The sequence below is a fragment of the Mesorhizobium sp. WSM4850 genome (assembly GCF_055811735.1).
On the sequence record NZ_JBVVPV010000056.1, the window covers coordinates 15,512 to 33,865 of the forward strand.

General features: G+C 60.5%; 12 protein-coding genes and 1 pseudogene. 12 read left to right on the forward strand and 1 reads right to left on the reverse strand.

The features are described from left to right. Positions 1 to 297: 297 nt before the first annotated feature. The 7 genes and pseudogenes from AC0L2Z_RS31385 to AC0L2Z_RS31415 form a co-directional block, all read left to right on the forward strand. Positions 298 to 1,884: an adenylate/guanylate cyclase domain-containing protein gene (locus AC0L2Z_RS31385; RefSeq protein ID WP_023798997.1), complete on the forward strand. Its 1,587-nt coding sequence runs from the start codon at positions 298 to 300 to the stop codon at positions 1,882 to 1,884. Positions 1,885 to 2,205: 321 nt separating this feature from the next. Continuing rightward, positions 2,206 to 5,607, forward strand: coding sequence for an adenylate/guanylate cyclase domain-containing protein (locus AC0L2Z_RS31390; protein WP_473630193.1), 3,402 nt, complete (start codon positions 2,206 to 2,208; stop codon positions 5,605 to 5,607). Positions 5,608 to 5,639: 32 nt separating this feature from the next. Then, complete coding sequence (locus AC0L2Z_RS31395) at positions 5,640 to 6,014, forward strand: YybH family protein (protein ID WP_023798999.1); 375 nt, start codon at positions 5,640 to 5,642, stop codon at positions 6,012 to 6,014. Between the two features lie 1,070 nt (positions 6,015 to 7,084). Continuing rightward, a complete protein-coding gene (locus AC0L2Z_RS31400; protein WP_023799002.1) occupies positions 7,085 to 7,261 on the forward strand; it encodes a hypothetical protein in 177 nt (58 codons plus the stop codon). A 520-nt stretch (positions 7,262 to 7,781) separates the two neighbouring features. Further along, on the forward strand, positions 7,782 to 8,132 hold the full coding sequence (locus AC0L2Z_RS31405; protein WP_473630194.1) for a hypothetical protein: 351 nt from the start codon (positions 7,782 to 7,784) through the stop codon (positions 8,130 to 8,132). Positions 8,133 to 8,292: 160 nt separating this feature from the next. Beyond that, positions 8,293 to 8,667 carry a PRC-barrel domain-containing protein gene (locus tag AC0L2Z_RS31410; protein ID WP_023799003.1) on the forward strand — a complete coding sequence of 125 codons (375 nt, stop codon included), beginning with the start codon at positions 8,293 to 8,295 and terminating at the stop codon, positions 8,665 to 8,667. 11 nt (positions 8,668 to 8,678) lie between these two features. Beyond that, positions 8,679 to 8,896: pseudogene (locus AC0L2Z_RS31415) on the forward strand (YciI family protein); the annotation flags it as partial. A gap of 402 nt (positions 8,897 to 9,298) precedes the next feature. On the opposite strand, the gene AC0L2Z_RS31420 reads toward AC0L2Z_RS31415, so the two are convergent. Beyond that, positions 9,299 to 10,054 carry an SDR family NAD(P)-dependent oxidoreductase gene (locus AC0L2Z_RS31420; RefSeq protein ID WP_091600648.1) on the reverse strand — a complete coding sequence of 252 codons (756 nt, stop codon included), beginning with the start codon at positions 10,052 to 10,054 and terminating at the stop codon, positions 9,299 to 9,301. A 202-nt stretch (positions 10,055 to 10,256) separates the two neighbouring features. Between AC0L2Z_RS31420 and AC0L2Z_RS31425 the strand changes: the two genes are divergently transcribed. The 5 genes from AC0L2Z_RS31425 (at position 10,257) to AC0L2Z_RS31445 (ending at position 17,786) form a co-directional block, all read left to right on the forward strand. Next, on the forward strand, positions 10,257 to 11,138 hold the full coding sequence (locus tag AC0L2Z_RS31425) for an AraC family transcriptional regulator (protein WP_023799005.1): 882 nt from the start codon (positions 10,257 to 10,259) through the stop codon (positions 11,136 to 11,138). A gap of 300 nt (positions 11,139 to 11,438) precedes the next feature. After that, the gene (locus tag AC0L2Z_RS31430) at positions 11,439 to 11,897 is read left to right on the forward strand and encodes a tyrosine-type recombinase/integrase (protein WP_373420410.1); all 459 of its coding nucleotides are present in this window, start codon (positions 11,439 to 11,441) and stop codon (positions 11,895 to 11,897) included. A gap of 662 nt (positions 11,898 to 12,559) precedes the next feature. Beyond that, the gene (locus AC0L2Z_RS31435) at positions 12,560 to 16,153 is read left to right on the forward strand and encodes a GAF domain-containing protein (protein WP_473630195.1); all 3,594 of its coding nucleotides are present in this window, start codon (positions 12,560 to 12,562) and stop codon (positions 16,151 to 16,153) included. After that, positions 16,150 to 16,539 carry a response regulator gene (locus tag AC0L2Z_RS31440; protein WP_023799007.1) on the forward strand — a complete coding sequence of 130 codons (390 nt, stop codon included), beginning with the start codon at positions 16,150 to 16,152 and terminating at the stop codon, positions 16,537 to 16,539. The genes AC0L2Z_RS31435 and AC0L2Z_RS31440 overlap by 4 nt, the downstream gene beginning before the upstream one ends. Next, the gene (locus AC0L2Z_RS31445) at positions 16,536 to 17,786 is read left to right on the forward strand and encodes an adenylate/guanylate cyclase domain-containing protein (RefSeq protein WP_023799008.1); all 1,251 of its coding nucleotides are present in this window, start codon (positions 16,536 to 16,538) and stop codon (positions 17,784 to 17,786) included. Before AC0L2Z_RS31440 ends, AC0L2Z_RS31445 begins: the two co-directional genes overlap by 4 nt. Positions 17,787 to 18,354 lie beyond the last annotated feature (568 nt).

An 18,354-nucleotide genomic window follows, 5' to 3' on the forward strand; every position in this document is an offset into this window, starting at 1 on the left:
TTTGCTTGTTCGCTAACCCAGTGTCCGGTTTCGGGGGGAGCGTCACCGCTCTGGACGACCGACATAGAGCGAGCGCAAAGCTGCCATCCCCAACGCCGGTAATGAAGGTCTCGAATGGGTCAGTTCACGTCGATGCATGGGGGGCGCCTGAATGTCCGCTTCTCACATTCCAGGCCTCGAAGCCGCAAGTCCGCTTCCGGCCCCATCGTGTTCTCACCGAGCCACTGGCGCTGGTAGCGAGCCGCGAATGAAGGTATAGTTCAGGTATTGGATTACGGGTGGGCGGTAACCTGGACAATGGCTGGATTGCGTGAACAGATTGCGCGTGAGCAACGCACCATGGGACCGCTCCTGGTTGCGGCAGTGGTCGTCGGCCTTATAGGTCTGCCCGTCGCAGCCTGGCTCGACCTCCGAGATCTGTCGGAACGCATGCTGCGCACGCAAGCCAGCGAAATCAGCCGGATCATCGACGACATGCGCGGATTCTACGGCAGCGACGTCGTGGGACGGGTCCTGAAAGCAGACGGCGCCGTGACCGCGACGCACAATTACAGGGACGTGCCAGGTGCGATCCCTATCCCAGCAACCCTCTCAATCGAACTCGGCAAGCGCATCAGCGCTCACGACGGGTCCGTCAAATATCGCTTCGTCTCGGACCTACCTTTCAAAGGCCGCGAGCCCCACCAGCTAGACACATTCGAGCGCAACGCAATCTCTGCCTTTCGCGCCAATCCAAGTGAGCCCATCATCGAAGCCTCGGGTTCGCTGCTTGACCGACACGTTCGCGCGGCGGCTCCCGTAGTAATGGGACAAGTCTGCGTCAACTGCCATAACTCGCACCCGGACAGCCCCAAGACAGACTGGAAGGTGGGGGATGTCCGAGGTATCCAGGAGATATCGGTCGCCCAGCCAATCGGGGCCAACGTCCTCTCTTTCAAGTATCTGCTTCTGTATTTCGGCTTCGCAGCTGCGGCGGGTCTAACGTTCATTTTCCTGCAGCGTCGGCAGTCCGCCTTGGTTCACGGCATGAACACGGAACTCGCCGAGGCAAACGACTTTCTCGCCGCAATTTCATTGAAGATCGCCAAATATCTCTCGCCTCAAATTTATAAAAGCATCTTCAGCGGCCAAAAGGACGTGACTATCGCGACCGAGCGCAAGAAGCTCACAATCTTTTTCTCAGATATCAAAGATTTCACCGCGATCGCGGAACGGCTCCAGCCTGAGGACCTCACGGCACTCCTCAACGAGTACTTCACCGAGATGTCAATGATCGCGCTCAAGCACGAGGCTACGGTCGACAAGTTCATCGGCGACGCACTTCTTGTGTTCTTCGGAGACCCCGAGACAAAGGGTGTCGAGGAGGACGCGAGGGCCTGCTTGCGCATGGCTGTCGACATGCAGCGCCGGCTAGAGCAGCTGAACAGGTTGTGGCGTGATCGAGGAATTGAGCAGCCGTTCCGAGCTCGCATGGGCATCAACACGGGCTATTGCAATGTCGGCAACTTCGGCTCCGATGATCGCATGGACTACACGATCATCGGGGCCGAAGCGAACCTAGCGGCCCGCCTGCAATCGATTGCCGAACCTGGCGGCATCTGCCTTAGCTATGAGACCTATGCGCTCGTGCGCGACCTTGTCCGAGCGCGTCCGTTGGCGCCGATCGCCATGAAGGGGATCAGTCGGGAGGTTGTCCCCTATGAAGTCGAGGGCCTCCTTGGTGAACTGGCACAGCGCCCTCAGGTCATCAGCGAGCACGCGACTGGCCTCGACCTGTTCCTCGATGTCGAAGCGATCGACGAGAACGGGGTCGAACGGGCAAAGAAACGTCTTTCGGAGGCGCTCCTGGCCTTAACCGCCCGAAGCAAGCCCGCTACTTTTTAGCAGGGTCCTTGAACGTCCGGTTCTGCCGCTACAGAGCCGTTTCGGAAACGCACCCTCGACCCGAAGCAGACTCCCGTAGTGGAGCCATGGATGACCGCTTCGCGCCTAATTTCGGCCGTAGAGTGCGACTTTGCCACTGCCCATAAGCAGACATCGGCGGGGAACACGCTGCAGGCCGCGGTTGCGCCAATTGGCGGCGTTTTGCGGGGTTCTCACCGAATGTCAGGCCTTCGACACACGAACTCGCGTGTTATCGCGATGCCTTTGTGATATGTTTCCTGCCCCACCGAAGCGAGGCCAAATGGCTGCGGAGGGAGCCCAATGAATATCGCAGTTTGGCTCAGAGGTTTAGGCCTGGAGCAGTACATTTTGGCTTTCGACGAAAACGCGATTGATGCCGAAATACTGCCGCGCCTCACCGCCGAGGACTTGAAAGAAATCGGGGTTGCCGCGCTTGCCCACCGCAAGCGCATCCTGGAGGCAATTGCCGCGATGCAAGGAGAGCCGGCGTTAGAGCCGGCGAAACCAGCTTCAGCCTCACCAATCCGAACGTCGGCTTCGGTTGACCGCTCCGGCGAACCTGGACGGCCTCGCGAGGCAGAACGGCGTCAATTGACGGTCATGTTCGTGGATCTCGTCGGTTCTACCGCGCTTGCGACGCGGCTTGACCCTGAGGAGATGCGCGACCTCTTAAGGAAGTTTCAGAATACTGTCGCTGGCGAAGTCGTTCGCTATGAGGGGCACGTCGCCAAGCTTATGGGCGACGGAGTATTGGCCTATTTCGGTTGGCCGCAGGCACACGAGGACGAGGCCGAGCGCGCTGTTCGCGCGGCGCTTGCGGTGGTCGCTGCCGTAGCCGACTTGTCTTTGGATGACGGGCAGCAACTTTCGGTCCGGGTCGGCATTGCAACTGGCGTCGTAGTCGTGGGCGACCTGATTGGTGTAGGTGCCGCGCAAGAGAATGCAGTCGTGGGCGAGACCCCTAATCTTGCAGCTCGGCTCCAAACTTTGGCCGAGCCGGGAACGGTAGTCATCTCGGAGCTTACCTATAGACTTATCGGAAAGCTGTTCGAGGTGACCAGAATCCGGCCGCAGCGGTTGCCAGGCTTCGACGCGCCCATAAACGCATTCAAGGTGATTGGAGAGGGACGCGCCGAGAGTCGTTTCGAAGCACTTCACGCAGCCGAAGCTGCGCCGCTTACAGGGCGGGAACATGACATCGCCCTGCTCCTCGATCGGTGGCGGCTTGCCGCTTCCGGGGAAGGCCAAGTTGTCGAGCTATTCGGCGAGGCTGGCATAGGCAAGTCCCGCATTCTGCAAGAACTGCTGGAGCGCCTAAAAGACGAGGCACACACGCGACTGCGGTATTACTGCTCGCCTTATCACCTCGAAACCGCCCTCTATCCTGTGACGGATCAGTTGCTCCGGGCCGGGAACATCAAGCGGACGGACCCGCCCGAGCGTCAGCTTGATTTTCTTGAGCAACTGCTCGCCGGTTCGACAAAGAACCCCAATGAGGCGATACCACTAATCGCGGCATTGCTGTCGATCCCGACCGAGGGACACTATCCCAAGCTCGACCTGATGGCGCAAAAACAGAAGTCTCGCACATTCGAGGTGCTGATCGAGCAGCTGGAGGCACTGGCCCGCAGCAAGCCGGTCCTGATGCAGCTTGAGGATGCGCATTATCTTGATCCGATGTCCGCCGAGCTCTTCGACCAAATCGCGGGCCGGATTCAACACTTGCCTATAATGCTGATTGCAACTTCGCGACCGGAAGGCCCAGTGCGCTGGGCTGGTCTTCCGCACGCGACTTTTTTGACCCTGAATCGGCTCAGCCGTTCCCAAGCGGCCTCTATCATTGCAGCGATGACGGGGGGCAAGCAGTTGCCAGCAACAGTGCTGGATCAGGTTCTGTCGAAGACCGAGGGCGTGCCGCTTTTCGTGGAAGAGTTGACGAAGGTGGTGCTTGAATCGGGCCTGCTTGAAGAGCGTGACGGCGAACTCGTGCTGGCGGGCCCACTGCCTCCGTTTGCCGTCCCGGCCACTCTGCACGACTCGCTGATGGCCCGGCTCGATCGGTTGGCTTCGGTCCGGGAGGTCGCGCAGATCGGGGCAGTGATCGGTCGCGAGTTCAAGCACGAGTTGCTTGCCGCAGCCGCTGGACTTCCTGATTTTGAGCTTGAGCGGGCAACGAACGAGCTAGTAGCGGCCGGCCTTGTTTTCCGCCGCGGCAGTAACAGCCAAGTAACTTACGTCTTCAAGCACGCGCTCGTGCGGGATGCGGCCTATAGCAGCCTCCTGCACAGCCGCCGCCAGCAGCTTCATGCCCGGATTGCGTCCATTCTCGAGGAACGCTTCCCCGAAATCGTAACCACAGAGCCCGAACTGCTTGCCCACCACTTTGGTCAGGCGGGCCTTGTGAGAAAGGCTGTCGAGTACAATGAACTCGCTGGTCGTCGGGCGCTTTCTCGCTCTGTCCTGACTGAGGCGCTCGCCAGATTCGACAACGCCCTAACCGGGCTTTCGGCGATGCCACCATCCGAAGAGCGTTCGCGGCGCGAACTTGCAACTCAGTTGGCGCTCGGCAGTACCCACGTTGCTGCGCACGGCTTCGCCGCACCTTCGACAGCGACCGCTTATGGTCGCGCGCGAGAGCTCTGTGAAGAGCTGAGCGATACACGTCAGCTCTTTCCGGTTCTTTACGGTCTATGTCTTTACCACCTCTATGCTGCCGAGTTGGCGGAGGCCCGCAGCGCAGCGGACCGCCTGCTTGAATTGGCGGAAGCGAGCAACGATTGTGGACTGTCGTTCTTTGCTCATCGGGCAGCTGGGGTCAGCGCGCTGCCTGCCGGCGAATTCGCCCGCGCCCGGGCACATCTCGAGCAGGCCTTGGCTCTCTACGATCCCCAGGAGCACAGATCGCCGGCGTTTGTTTACGCCTTCGACCCACGGGTCGTGTGCCTGGACTATCTCGCCCGCACATTGCTGCCGCTTGGGTTTCCTGATCAGGCTCTGGCGGCCAACAACGAGGCGGTTGCTGAAGCGCATCGTGTGGGTCATCGCAACAGCCTTGCTCTGCCATTATTCTTCGGCGGCGTCATTCGCCAGATCCTTGGCGATCGCGAAAGTGTCCGGGAATGCTGCGCAGAGTTGACCCGCATTGCCAGCGAAGCTGGATTCCGCTTTTGGCTTGCCGGCGCCACAATCTTGAGTGCTTGGACACTCGCTGAGGCGGGCGATGCCGATCGGGGTCGCCTGGAACTCCAACGAGGCCTTGTTGAGTGGCGTGCGACCGGCGCGGAATTCATGGTTCCTTATTTCATCGCTCTTCAGGCGCAGATCGAGGTCAGAGCCGGCGACCACAATGTTGCACTCCGTTTGCTTGAAGAAGCACATGCCAGGATCGAACGCACCGATGAACGATGGTTTGCAGCCGAGGTGCTACGCCTACAGGGCGAGGTGCTCCTGCAATCGGGGGAAGACGGAGTTGCACTCGCCGAAAATCGCCTTGCTGACGCGTTGGCGATTGCCCAGGCCCAGGGCGCGCGATTCTGGGAGCTGCGTGCTGCACTGAGCCTCGCGCGGGCCGACTGTCCCATTTCTGGTGCTCGCGAGCGGCTCGCACTCATCATTTCCGGGTTTACCGAGGGACAAACGTTGCCTGACCTGCAAGCCGCACGAGCACTCGCAACACCTGAAAATCTTCGGGCGGCCAATTAATAGAAATTGGCGACAGACAACGGAGGAACGCCATGGCACAACCGACCGAGAATATCCGCGACGTGCTTCAGAAGGCGAATGATGGCTGGAATTCGGCCTTCAATAGCGGCAATGCTGACGCAGTCGCCGCTCATTACACACCCGACGCGGTTGTATTGCCGTCCACCCTTGCCTTCATAAGGGGGACGAGCGCTATCAAAGACTTCTGGAAGGAATTGATCTCGGCTGGTGTGGGGAACCATGGCATCGAACTGGTAGATGCAGTGGCCGCCGGTGACATTGCCTACGCGACCGGGAAATGGTCGGCCGAAGGCGGCGAAACGCAGCGCTACGAAGGATCCATAGTCACAATCTTCCGACGCGAAACTGATGGATCGTGGAGAGTATGCCTCCACACTTGGAACTGATGCGCCGCTTCCTGGGGTTTACGAATGGACGATCTCGCCGACCGAGGCGGCAAGGATCCGTGGCATATTCACCTGCCGGACCACCAGCCGTTCTCGTTCGCCGGCCTCTGAGCGCATAACAAGAAACTCGGCATCACCAACTGCACGATCATCACGGCGCCGGCAGTCGAACCGGTGAGCCGATCCACTTGCACAGGAGCGCCCGCGATACCCATCAACGCTCCGTCTTTCTGCAACTTAGCGTCGTGCGCGTGGGCTGCATCTCGAACGGCCACTGCGGGTCGTATCCCTCACGGTCTCCATATCCAATCGTCACGAATTTTTGCACAGTCGTTCCCTTCAGGTTCTTGGTGAACCGCGGAGCCTTGCTCGCAAGGCATGCATCTTGGTGGCATGAAGCGCAACTCAGATCGGCACTCTCCGGGCGGCCTTCACTTGGCCCTGAGAGAGCTGCCACCCGTCTTTGCAGCTTGCGACGACGCGTTTGAAACAGAGTTACCAATTGGGTTTCAGCAGCGTCCGCGGTAGCGAATGGCCGATTCTCCCATCCTCGATCTGAAACCGGACCGACTGGATTCGGCCCCCAAGCTGCCGGCCGGCAAACGGCCCAAGCGAGCCGTAGAGTAGTCGGACTGCATCGCGCCCGAAATCGGACATTGAGATCAGCATTGCCCCTTCCTGAAAGCCGACATCCCAAGAAGGGTCGTGGTTGCGCCACTACCGGTCATTCGCAGCGCGCCTCGTTAGCTGACCTTCAGCCACCGGCCGGAGTCGACCCCCTTTTGCGGACACTGGTTGTCATCCGGACGGACATCACCGCGTCCATCTTGCCCACCTGGACCGGGGCCTGAGCTTGGCGGCATGGCGGAGTTGCTCCCAATTGATCGCATTTTCGACTATCCGGCCATCTTGGCATTCCGTCGAACGCGTTCATCGACGCACCCATTTCCTTCGTTCACGCGTGAGATGTGCGATCGATTTCATTTCAGAGCCGGCCATGCTTATTTTCCTTGGCTACTGGAACTTTCAGTGAGAGCGCATGTTGGTTTCCCAGCTATGGGAGAGAAACCATGAACAAGGATGAAGTGAAGCGCTCTGCGAAAAGCGGCGAAGTGAAGGCAAAGCCTGGCAAACCGGCTGGTGACAAGAAAATGAGTGCCGGCGGAACTGCCGGCAAGCTTGACGAAAGCACCAAGAAGGGCCTTGGGAAGACCGAGGACAAGATCAAGGATCGTCTCAAGGGTTGATCAGACGTCAGGGCCGCAACCGTATCGCGGCCCTGCTGCCTAGACCCTTACATTCGCATCGTTGACGGTCACCGACCGCAGCACCTACACAGCCTGTTCTCACCCGCATCAGTGACTTCAGGCTTGTCGGTCATTTGCCGCTTGCCAAGTTCACGGAACTCGCGACCTTGTTCGGCGGCGATGCCGGTTTCCCGCACCAAGCCTTGGATATGCATTAAGGTCGGACTTAGAGCGCTAAACAACTCTGCCGGTTGGGACGTCAACGGCCGATTCTGCACAACCGATCTGTCTGAAACTGCCGTTTAGAACTTCACCTGGCGGCATCGATTTCGCGACCTCTTCCGGTCGCGACGTGCAACTCTACCAACCTCCGGCGACAGTGAAAATCGTCTCTTGTGCGGCTACTGAAGAGGCGATTCTTCAAAACGGAACATCCCTACATTGTCGCAGTTTACATTAGTGTAAGGTAAACAAGAGAATCGGGCCATGGGGCCGAACCCTGCTGGTTTTCTCGGCGCTAATGTTCTCCTTCGCTCAGGCGCAGGAATGGCAGCAGTTCGGCATCGAAAGGTTTGGGTTTGTTTTCGACGTGCCGCCCGAGTTCGAACTGTTGCATCGTTCAAAGGACGGCGGTGGCGCGGCCTTCCAATCCCCCGACGGAGCCCTCCTCGCCGTCTGGGGCACCGACGTCGCCGAAAGCGACTTCCTGCCTCAGGTCAAGAAACAGATCAGTCAGGACGAAAAAGAAGGCTGGAAATTCATCTATCGGCGGCTGACGCGTGAATGGGCAAGTTACTCGGGGATCAAAGACGACCAGATCCGATATGTCAGAGGCATAACGGTTGCGGCGATCGCGCCGCCATGTTTCTGATGGACTACAGCATGGAGCAAAAAGTTGCCTACGATCCGGTCGTCACCCGGATGGTTCGCTCGCTCAAGCCAGAAGATTGCTGACGGCTGGTCCGCACAATCCTTGGAACTTCGAGGGCACGGACCCGTTTTTGCTCCATACCGACGGGAAGGAGCAAATCATGACAAACCAGGACCCCGACATTCGTGAGACCCACGATCTTATCGCCAGCGACATGGTCGTCGGCACCAACGTCTATGACATCCAGGGAAATCACATCGGGCAGGTCGAAAGGCTGATCCTCGAGAAGAGGGGCGGCAGGGTATCCTATGCCGTTCTCAGCTTTGGTGGTTTTCTTGGAATTGGCGACGACTACTATCCGCTGCCGTGGCAGAAGCTCGACTATGACGAGAGCCTTGCAGGCTTCCGCATTGACATCACGAAGGAGCAAGTTGAAGGCGCTCCGCGCTATGCCCGCGACCAGGATTTCGACTGGAATGCCGAGAGTGGCCGCCGCGTTTACGACTACTACGGCGTCCGACCGTATTGGGTGTAGCGAAGCCTCTATTGCGCGTTCGTGCCGGCAAGGCGAGTTGGACCGACGGGCCCTTCGCAGAGACCAAGGAGCATCTGGGTGGCTTCCTGCTCATCGAGCGAAGAACCTTGCGGAGGCGATGGAGATCGCGGAGCGGGACTCGCTCGCTCGGATGGGGGCGATCGAGGTGCGCGAGACCATTCGAAATGCCCCGGCTACTTCCACCAGCCGCAAACGTCCGCTTCCGTGACGCCAATAGGCGGCCGGAATGGCCGATTCGGGTCATGCGCGCTGGTTGGGCCCGAATGTCCGGTCTGAAAGTAAAATCGGTCCTGGAAGGTCCGGTCAGGGTCAGGTCACGACGATGCCCACACCAACCTGAATGTCCGATCTTGAATATTCGCAGCCCAAAGCTGCCGGTCTGCTCTCGGCCCATAGCAGTCGGTCCGCAATGCGCCTCATGTCGGCCGTTGAGGTGATCTCTACTGTTGCCCAATAGCAGACGTTGCCGGAGACTATCCTGGAAATCGTGCTTGCGGACATTCCGGCCGTTCAGCTTCAGTCGACGGCCAAAGGAGGCTTTTCCCGGCGGCGGAATGACAATGCGCGCGGCCATACGGCCGCGCGCTTCAGTTGTCGGGGGTCCGACTGATCAGATCGCCTGACCACCCGAAACCTCGATCCGCTGTGCCGTAACCCAACGGTTATCCTCGCCCAGAAGGCTTGCCACCATTGGCCCGATGTCATCGGGCAGCCCTACGCGGCCAAGCGCGGTCATCCCTGCGAACTGCGCGTTGACTTCGGCATTGTCGCGCACCAGCCCGCCACCGAAATCGGTCTCGATCGCTCCGGGCGCGACCGTGTTCACTGTGATCCCGCGTGCACCCAACTCTTTCGCCATATAGACGGTCAAGATTTCGACCGCCCCCTTGGCGGCCGCATAGGCCGAGAAGCCCGGATAGGACACGCGGGTCAGGCCCGAAGAAAAGTTCACGGTCCGCCCGCCATCTGCGATGAGCGGCAGAAGCGCCTGAACGAGGAAGAAGACGCCCTTCACATGGACGTCGAACAGACCGTCGAACTGCGCCTCGGTCGTATCGCCGATCATGGCGAATTCGCCGTGGCCGGCATTGTTGATCAGGTAATCGAAGCTGTCGCGGCCCCAGGTCTCTTTCAGCGCCGCGCGCAGGGTCTCGGCAAAGGCCGCGAAGCTGGCGACCACGCCGAGATCGAGCTGCAGAGCAACCGCCTTACGGCCCAGGGCTTCAATCTCGGCCACAACCTCGCGGGCCTGAGATGCGTTGCCGCGATAGGTGACGATAACGTCGCGGCCATGCCGCGCGATGCTGACAGCGATGTTGCGGCCGAGGCCGCGGTTGGCGCCGGTGACGAGTGCGATCTTGGTCATGCGGGAAGTCCTTTCATCCGAAGTGATGGGGACAACATGCGGCAAGAGCGTCTCCAGTTGTTGCCGATTCCTCGCGTAGTCTTGCCTGTTCCTGCAAATCTGGATCGGCCTTGCCATACAGGGTTTGCCAGAATGTTCGGATTTCTTGCCTGATCCTTCTTCAGGTCTTGCCTGAAGCGCCACCACCCTTCATCTTGCTCATATGAGCCGAACGCTTCTCGACCTTGTGCGCAGCTTTGCCGACACTCATGCCGACCGTTTCGGGGCAGCGTCGACGCCTATTCCCGGCCTGACCGCGATCCGCGCCACGGAGCCCGGCGAATTGCAGGTGGCTGTCAATCGGCCGCTGGTGGCCATGCTGTTACAAGGTGCCAAGCGGGTCACGATAGGGGCCGAGACATTGGAATTCGGTCCGGGCGAGTCGCTGCTGATCTCGGCCGATGTGCCCACGGTCAGCCAGATCACGCAGGCAACCCTCGGCACGCCCTACTATTCGCTGGCGCTGGAACTCGACCCCGTCCTTATGCGGGAACTCGCGGTCGAGATAGCGGCGGTCCCGGGCGATCCGCGCAAGCCTGTCCGAGTGGAGCCGACCGACGCAGATGTCGCCGATGTGGCGCGGCGTCTGATGCGGCTTCTGGACCGTCCCTTTGCCCTCCCGGTCCTGCAAGGGCCGTTGCTGCGCGAGATTCATTTCTGGCTTCTGGCGGGACAGCACGGATCGGCCCTCCGCAGCCTCGGCGGGGCCGATGGCCATGCACAACGCATCGCCCGTGCGGTCGCCATGATCCGCGAAAGCTATGCACGGCCGATCCGCATCGAGGAACTGGCCGAGGCCGCGGGGATGAGCACCTCGTCCTTCCACCAGCATTTCCGCCAGACCACCACGCTGTCTCCCTTGCAATTCCAGAAGCAGTTGCGCCTGATCGAGGCTCGGCGCCAGATGCTGGCCGATGGCACGAGCGTGAGTTCGGCGGCATATGCGGTGGGCTATGAGAGCGTGCCTCAGTTCACCCGCGAATATGGCCGTCTGTTCGGCAAACCACCGGCCCGCGACATACGGCGGGCACAGATGGCTGCGTAGTCTGACTCTGCTTCAGAAGAAAGCGAGAGTCCGCTGTGGGTCACATCCAGACCACCCTTTGAGCGCTGCGTACGTCCGCTTCTGCACCTCGATGGCCGAAAACTGACAGTCCGCAGTCGGCCCCCAAGCCCTTTCTTGGATACCCGTTTCCCTCTCGGCCGATGATAGCCGGAAGGAGATACACGATTGGACATTCTCAATATGATCCTGTGCTGCAGGAGCGACGGGCTTGGAATGCTGGGAGCGCTGAAGCCTCGGCAGATATGGACGATCCGGTTTTTCTTGGATCGGGAGGCCCGATTGCGCGATCGAGCGTTGTTCGACCTCGCGATCGACAGCAAGTTGCGCGGCTGCGATCTCGTGAAAATCAAGATCGGCACCCTAGTGGTCGGTCACGAGATTCGGACGCGTGCGATGGTGATGGCTGACGCGCGGTCGAGCCTGCTTGCTTGGCTGGAAAGGCGAGGCGGAAGCGTCGACGATTATGCCTTCCCGAGCAGAATTGACCATTCGGCCCACATCAGTAGGAGGCAGTATGCCCGTCTGGTCGATGAATGGGTCGGAGCGATCGGTCTGCGTCCCGAGGAATACGGCACGCATTCGCTTCGCCGCACCAAGGCATCGATCATCTACAAGGCTACCGGCAATCTCCGAGCGGTGCAGATACTCCTTGGTCACACCAAGATCGAAAACACCGTAAGATATCTTGGAGTGGACATGGAAGACGCGCTCGCTCTTGCAGAGGGAACTGAGATCTGACCGCAGGACGGCGGCCACTGGCTCTGCTACCGGGCTGCCGCTCGTAATCTTGGCAGCAACTTGTCACCCCAACGTCGCCTTGCCGCTCACGCCAAATTCTGTCGAGCGGCAGGGCGACGATGTCGGACATTGAGATCAGCATTGCCGCTTCCTGAAAGCCGACATCCCAAGAACCTCGCTGAGGGTCGTGGTTGCGCCATTTCTTGACATTCCGAGCGCTTCTGCGAACCGGACCTTCGCGCCAAGCCCCGGAATCGATCCCTTGCGGATTTTCCCTCGAAGAAGCCGAAAGGCAAGCACTCGTCGCAAGTCAGCGGGGGAAAGAACAGTTCCTAATCCGACATTTTCGCCACCTCAACCAATATTGGCAATTTGCAGCGCATCGACACGGAGAGTCTTGCTGCGTCGTGTAAAATGGCTGCGTTGCTTCCGCTGCTTCGTGGGGACGGGGGCGCCCGGTTCCGTTGACCGGCCTGCGATTGGTCTGTAGCGCGATCAACTTGGCAATCGCGCCCAGCGCTCCGTGATCCGTATCATCGAACCGGAGGTGGTGCAGATGACACGGTTTGTCCCTAATTTTCAGGACACGAAGCGCCCGCGATCGGCAGTGGTACCAATGACGTATTCGGGCTATGCTTAACGCTGTGTCTGGGACCATTCCGATGAAGGAACTGGGTGTGCCGGGCTCGCTCATCGAGCTCGAGCAGAAGGTTGCGCTCCTCACCCAGGAGTTGGACGAGACTCGCGAGCAACAGGCAGCCGCTGCCGACGTCCTGAGGGTGATCAGCCGTTCGGCTTTTGACCTCAACGCGGTGCTCACTGCTTTGACGCAGACGGCCATCCGCCTGTGTGAGGCATCGCGCGGCGTCATATGGCTGAGCCGCAACGGGCAGCTATTCTTAGCAGCGCACGTCAATTATCCGGACGAATGGGTCGCCTATGTGCGAGCCAATCCGATCACGCCCGCAGCGGACGCAGTTACCACCTCGGGCCGTGCCGCGTTTGCTGGCGAGGTGTTCAACATTGAGGATGTGCAGAGCGACTCGCGCTGCAGCTCGCTTGCTGGCCATAAGCTCGCCGACTATGGTGCCGCGCTCGCAGTCCCGCTGAAGCGAGATGGCGAGGTGGTCGGTGTGATTTCGCTGTCGCGAACCGAAGCGCGACTCTTCAGCGACCGCCAGATTGCGGTCGTGCAGACATTCGCCGACCAGGCCGTTATCGCTATGGAGAACGTACGTCTCGTCACCAGCCTCGACGCCAGGAACCGCGAGGCGGCCGAAGCGTTCAGACAGCAGACCGCCACCGCCGATGTGCTCAGGGTCATCAGCCGGTCAGCATTCGACCTCCAGACCGTTCTCGATACCTTGACAGAGTCTGCAGCCCGTCTCTGTCAAGCGGACATGTCCGGCATCTGCCGTAGCGAAGGCCCCGGCTTCTACTATGCCAGCAGCTTCGGATTTCCGCCCGACTGGCTCGTCTACAACAAGGACCGTCGGCTCGACACGGGGCGTGGCTCGATTGTCGGCCGTGTGCTCCTCGACGGGGCCCTGGTGCAGGTCGCCGACGTACTCGCCGATCCGGATTATACCTATTTCGAACCGCAGGCGAAGGCCGGCTACCGAACACTGCTCGGCGTCCCCTTGATGCGCGAAGGCAAGGCGATCGGCGTGCTGGTGCTCGCCCGCCGGACGGTAGCGCCCTTCACCGACAAGCAGATCGAGCTCCTCGGAACCTTCGCAGACCAGGCCGTCATCGCCATCGAAAATGTGCGCCTGTTCGAAGAGGTCGAGGCACGCACGCGCGATCTCGGCGAAGCGCTTGAGCAGCAGACTGCGACCAGCGAGGTGCTGGGCGTCATCGCCGCTTCACCCACCGACATCCAACCCGTCCTGAAGACGGTCGTGGAAAACGCAGCAAGGCTCTGCGCGGCCTATGACGCCGCGGTTCTGCTGAAGGAGCAGGATTCGCTGGTCATCGCCGCGCATTTCGGCCCGATCCCGATCGACTTTACGAAATTTCCACTCAGACGCGATTGGGTGGCCGGTCGGTCGGTTGTCGATGCCAGGACTATCCAGGTGCCCGATCTCATGTCGGCAGGCGACGAGTTCGCGGCGGGGCGCGCAATGGCTGAGCGGCTCGGCCATCGCACCATACTGGGGACTCCCCTTCTGCGCGACGGAGAGGCCATCGGAACGATCCTGCTGCGCCGGACCGAGGTCGCACCCTTTACTGCGAAGCAGGTCAACCTGGTCGAAACCTTCGCCGACCAGGCTGTCATTGCTATCCAGAACGTCAGGCTATTCGAAGAGGTGCAGGCGCGGAACCGTGCGCTAACAGCGTCGCTGGAGCAGCAGACGGCGACCAACGACATTCTCAGCGTCATCTCGAGTTCGCCGACCGACGTACAACCAGTGTTCGACATGATCGCCGAGGCGTCGGCGCGGCTGTGCGAGGCGGAGTTTTCAGCAGTCTTTAGATACGACGGCGCGCTCATCCATTTCGTGGCTCAACATGGGCTCTCTCCGGCTGGTTATCAGGCGATGAGCGGCGCCTATCCCCTTTCGCCTGGCCGCTCTGGGGCTACGGCCCGCGCGGTACTGAGTGGCAATGTCGAGCAGATACCCGACGTGTATGAGGATCCCGACTACGCGCTTGGCGATGTGGTGACGGCTGTCACCGCTCGCAGCATCGCCGCAGTGCCTATGTTGAAGAACGGCCAAGCGATCGGCGCGATTGCGGTTGCGGGATCGGAGCCAGGACTCTTTCCGGCCCAGCAGATTGCGCTCCTGCAAACCTTCGCAGATCAGGCGGTCATCGCTGTCGAAAACGTGCGCCTGTTTGACGAGGTGCAGGCGCGCACCGCCGAGCTCGGCGAAACCCTGCGGCAGCAGACCGCAATCGCCGACGTGCTGAAGGTCATCAGTCGCTCGACCTTTGACCTCCAGGCGGTGCTTGGCGCTCTTGCCGCGACGGCTACGCGCGTATGCGAAGCCGATATGGGCTCTATCATGCGCCGCGATGGCGAAACCTATCAATTTGCCGCGAATGCAGGATTCCCGCCGGAACTGGTGGACTATGCGAAAGAAAACCCTCTGACGATCGGCCAAGGCAGCGCCACTTCGCGTGCGGTGCTGGACCGGCACACCGTGCACCTGCCGGACGTGCTCGCCGACCCCAGCTACACCTTGACCGACTTTCAGAGCCTCGGCGGCTACCGCTCGTTGCTCGCCGTGCCGCTGGTCCGTGAGGGATCGGCAGTCGGCGTCTTCATCCTGACCCGCTCGACTGTGCGGCCGTTCACTGAAAAGCAGATCGAACTCGTTGAAACGTTTGCCGATCAGGCCGTTATCGCTATCGAGAACGTGCGCCTGTTCGAGGAAGTGCAGAAGCGCACCAGCGAATTGTCGAGCTCCCTGGAGGAACTTCGGGCCGCTCAGGATCGGCTTATCCAAACCGAGAAGCTCGCTTCGCTTGGCCAGCTCACCGCGGGCATCGCGCATGAGATCAAGAACCCGCTCAACTTCGTCAACAATTTCTCTGCCGTCTCCCTGGAACTTGTCGAAGAGCTGCGGCAAGCGCTGGACAGTGCCCCTTTGGACGGACCAATTCGCAAAGAGGTCGACGAACTGACTGGACTGCTCAAGGGCGACCTCGAAAAGATCGTGCAGCACGGCAGGCGAGCCGACTCGATCGTCAAGAACATGCTGCTCCATTCGCGACAAGGATCCGGAGAGCACCGGCCGACCAGCATCAACGCCATCGTCGAGGAGAGCCTCAATCTCGCTTATCATGGGGCCCGCGCCGAACGGAGGGATTTCAACATCACAGTCGAGAAGTCCCTCGATCCCGACGCCGGCGATGTCGACTTATATCCTCAGGAGATCACGCGCGTGCTGCTCAACCTGATCTCCAATAGCTTTCATGCGACAACGCATCGCGGCCAGGGCGATGGCAACGCCTATTCGCCGGTGCTGTGCGCCTCGACGAAGAGCCTTGGCGACAAGGTCGAGATCAGGCTGCGCGACAACGGCACTGGCATCCCGCCGGAGGTGGTCGAGAAGATGTTCAACCCGTTCTTTACCACGAAACCAGCTGGCGAAGGGACTGGGCTCGGCCTGTCGCTCAGCCACGACATCATCGTGAAACAGCACGCGGGCACGCTCGAAGTGGACACAAAGCCGGGCGAGTTCACCGAGTTCCGCATCCTGTTGCCACGCGGCGCTGCATCGGTCGGCAAGAAGGCAGCCGCCCAATGAACCCGCTCATACTGGTGGTCGACGACGAACCAGACGTCGAGGTCCTGTTCCGCCAGCGATTCCGCCGGGACCTGCGTTCTGGCCGCTTCGCTATGGAATTCGCGCTCTCTGCACACGCGGCTCTTCGCGTGATCGGGGAGGTGGAGGGCACGACGTTGATCCTTATTCTCTCCGACATCAACATGCCTGGCATGAGCGGGCTCGAATTCTTACCGAAGGCGAGAGAGGCCCGTCCCGATGTACCGGTGATCATGATCACCGCCTATGGCGACTCCGAGACCAGGCGTACTGCGATGGAGGAAGGCGCCGCGGCGTTTCTGACCAAGCCGATCGACTTCTCCGCTTTGCGAGCGGAAATCGAAACCAGGCTACGGTGGGTCGCGTGACTGCGCACATCCTGGTGGTCGACGACGAGCCGGACCTGGAGGATCTGGTCAGGCAGAAATTCCGCTGTCATATCCGCGACGGCGCGATCAGCTTCATGTTCGCCCGCGATGGTGTGGAGGCCCTGGCGATACTCGATGGAAACCACGACATAGACATGGTGGTGAGCGACATCAACATGCCGCGCATGGACGGCCTTTCGCTCCTGCAACGGCTGCAAGAGGCCGAGGCTCAGCTGTCGACCATCATCGTCTCGGCGTATGGCGACATGACCAACATCCGCACGGCGATGAACCGCGGCGCCTTCGACTTTCTCACCAAACCGATCGACTTTCCCGACCTTGAGGCTACGATCGCCAAGACGCTGCGCCACATCGAGATCCTGCGCGAAGCGCGGCGCCGTCAGGCCGCCGCCGAGCGGGCGCATGCGGCTTTGTCGCGCTACTTCTCTCCTAACCTTGCGGAGCGGCTCGCGGGCGCGCAAGACAGCATCGATCTCGCTGGGCAGCGGCGCGATGTGGCGGCGCTGTTCACCGACATTGCCGACTTCACGATGCTGGCCGAAACGATCGAGCCGAGCGTGCTCGGTGACCTGCTCAACGACTATCTCGCTGGCATGAGCGACATTGTCTTTGGGCATGAGGGGACGTTAGCCAAGATCGTCGGTGACGCGCTTCACGTATTGTTCGGTGCACCCGGCGACCAGCCGGATCATGCGGTACGCGCGATCGCGTGCGCGCTCGACCTCGACGCCTTCTCTCAAGCCTTCCGGGAGACCTGGCACCAACGCGGCATCGCGCTCGGCGTGACACGCATCGGCGTCAATGCAGGGCCTGCAATCGTCGGCAATTTCGGCCGCGGACGTTTCTTCGACTACACCGCCTACGGCGACTCCATCAACATAGCGGCGCGGCTGGAGGCGGCAAACAAGCAGCTCGGCACGCGCATCTGCGTCAGCGAGGCTGCCGCCAAGCAAGTGCCCGATTTTCGCGGCTTGCCGGTCGGAGACCTGGTGCTGAGGGGTAGGTCCGAACCGCTGCGCGCCTTCGAGCCACTCAGGCGGGAGCAATACGACGAGCCAGCAACGGCCGCCTATCTACAGGCATTTGCGAAGCTGGAAACTGGCGATCCGGGCGCGCTTGCCGCGTTCGCCGCTGAAGTCGGACAGTGGCCTGAAGATCATTTGGCCAGTTTCCATCTCAGACGCCTCTTGAACGGCGCGGTGGGCGCCAGGATTTCGATCGATTGAGGCGCCCCGCTTGAAGGTTGGGGGAAGGAAAGGCGGACCCAACATGCTCCCACGTGATCACCTACGTCTTCGTGCGGCGACGCTATCGTTACGGAGACGTCCGAACGCGTCCTATCGGGCTCGCGGGACGCTATCAGCCGAATCAACGACGACTGCTCGTTGATCTCAGAGCCGATCATAAGAATCTCCGTTTCTGGTCATGGGCGCTGCTTGCGGTGAAAGTCGGCTTTCGGGCGACGAAGTCGGCCGATGAAGGGCAGCTCAGGGTCAGGTCACGACGATGCCCACACCAACTTGAATGTCCGCTGTTGAATATTCGCAGCCCGAAGCTGCCAGTCCGCTGCCCGCCCCGCCCCAGTCATCAGCGTGCCGCACAGCGGTCGTGCTGTTCCTTCGAAGCAGTGGCTGCAGGAGGTTCAATACCGGACCTCGCCCGGTCAGGTGCTCATACGAGGCCGGCTTTGCGAAGGCCATCCACGATCAGCTCGAAATCGTTGGGATCCTTGTAGGGCAATACTTTGCGGCGATGTTCCAGTGAATATTGGGGGTTGACGCGAAACACTTCCTG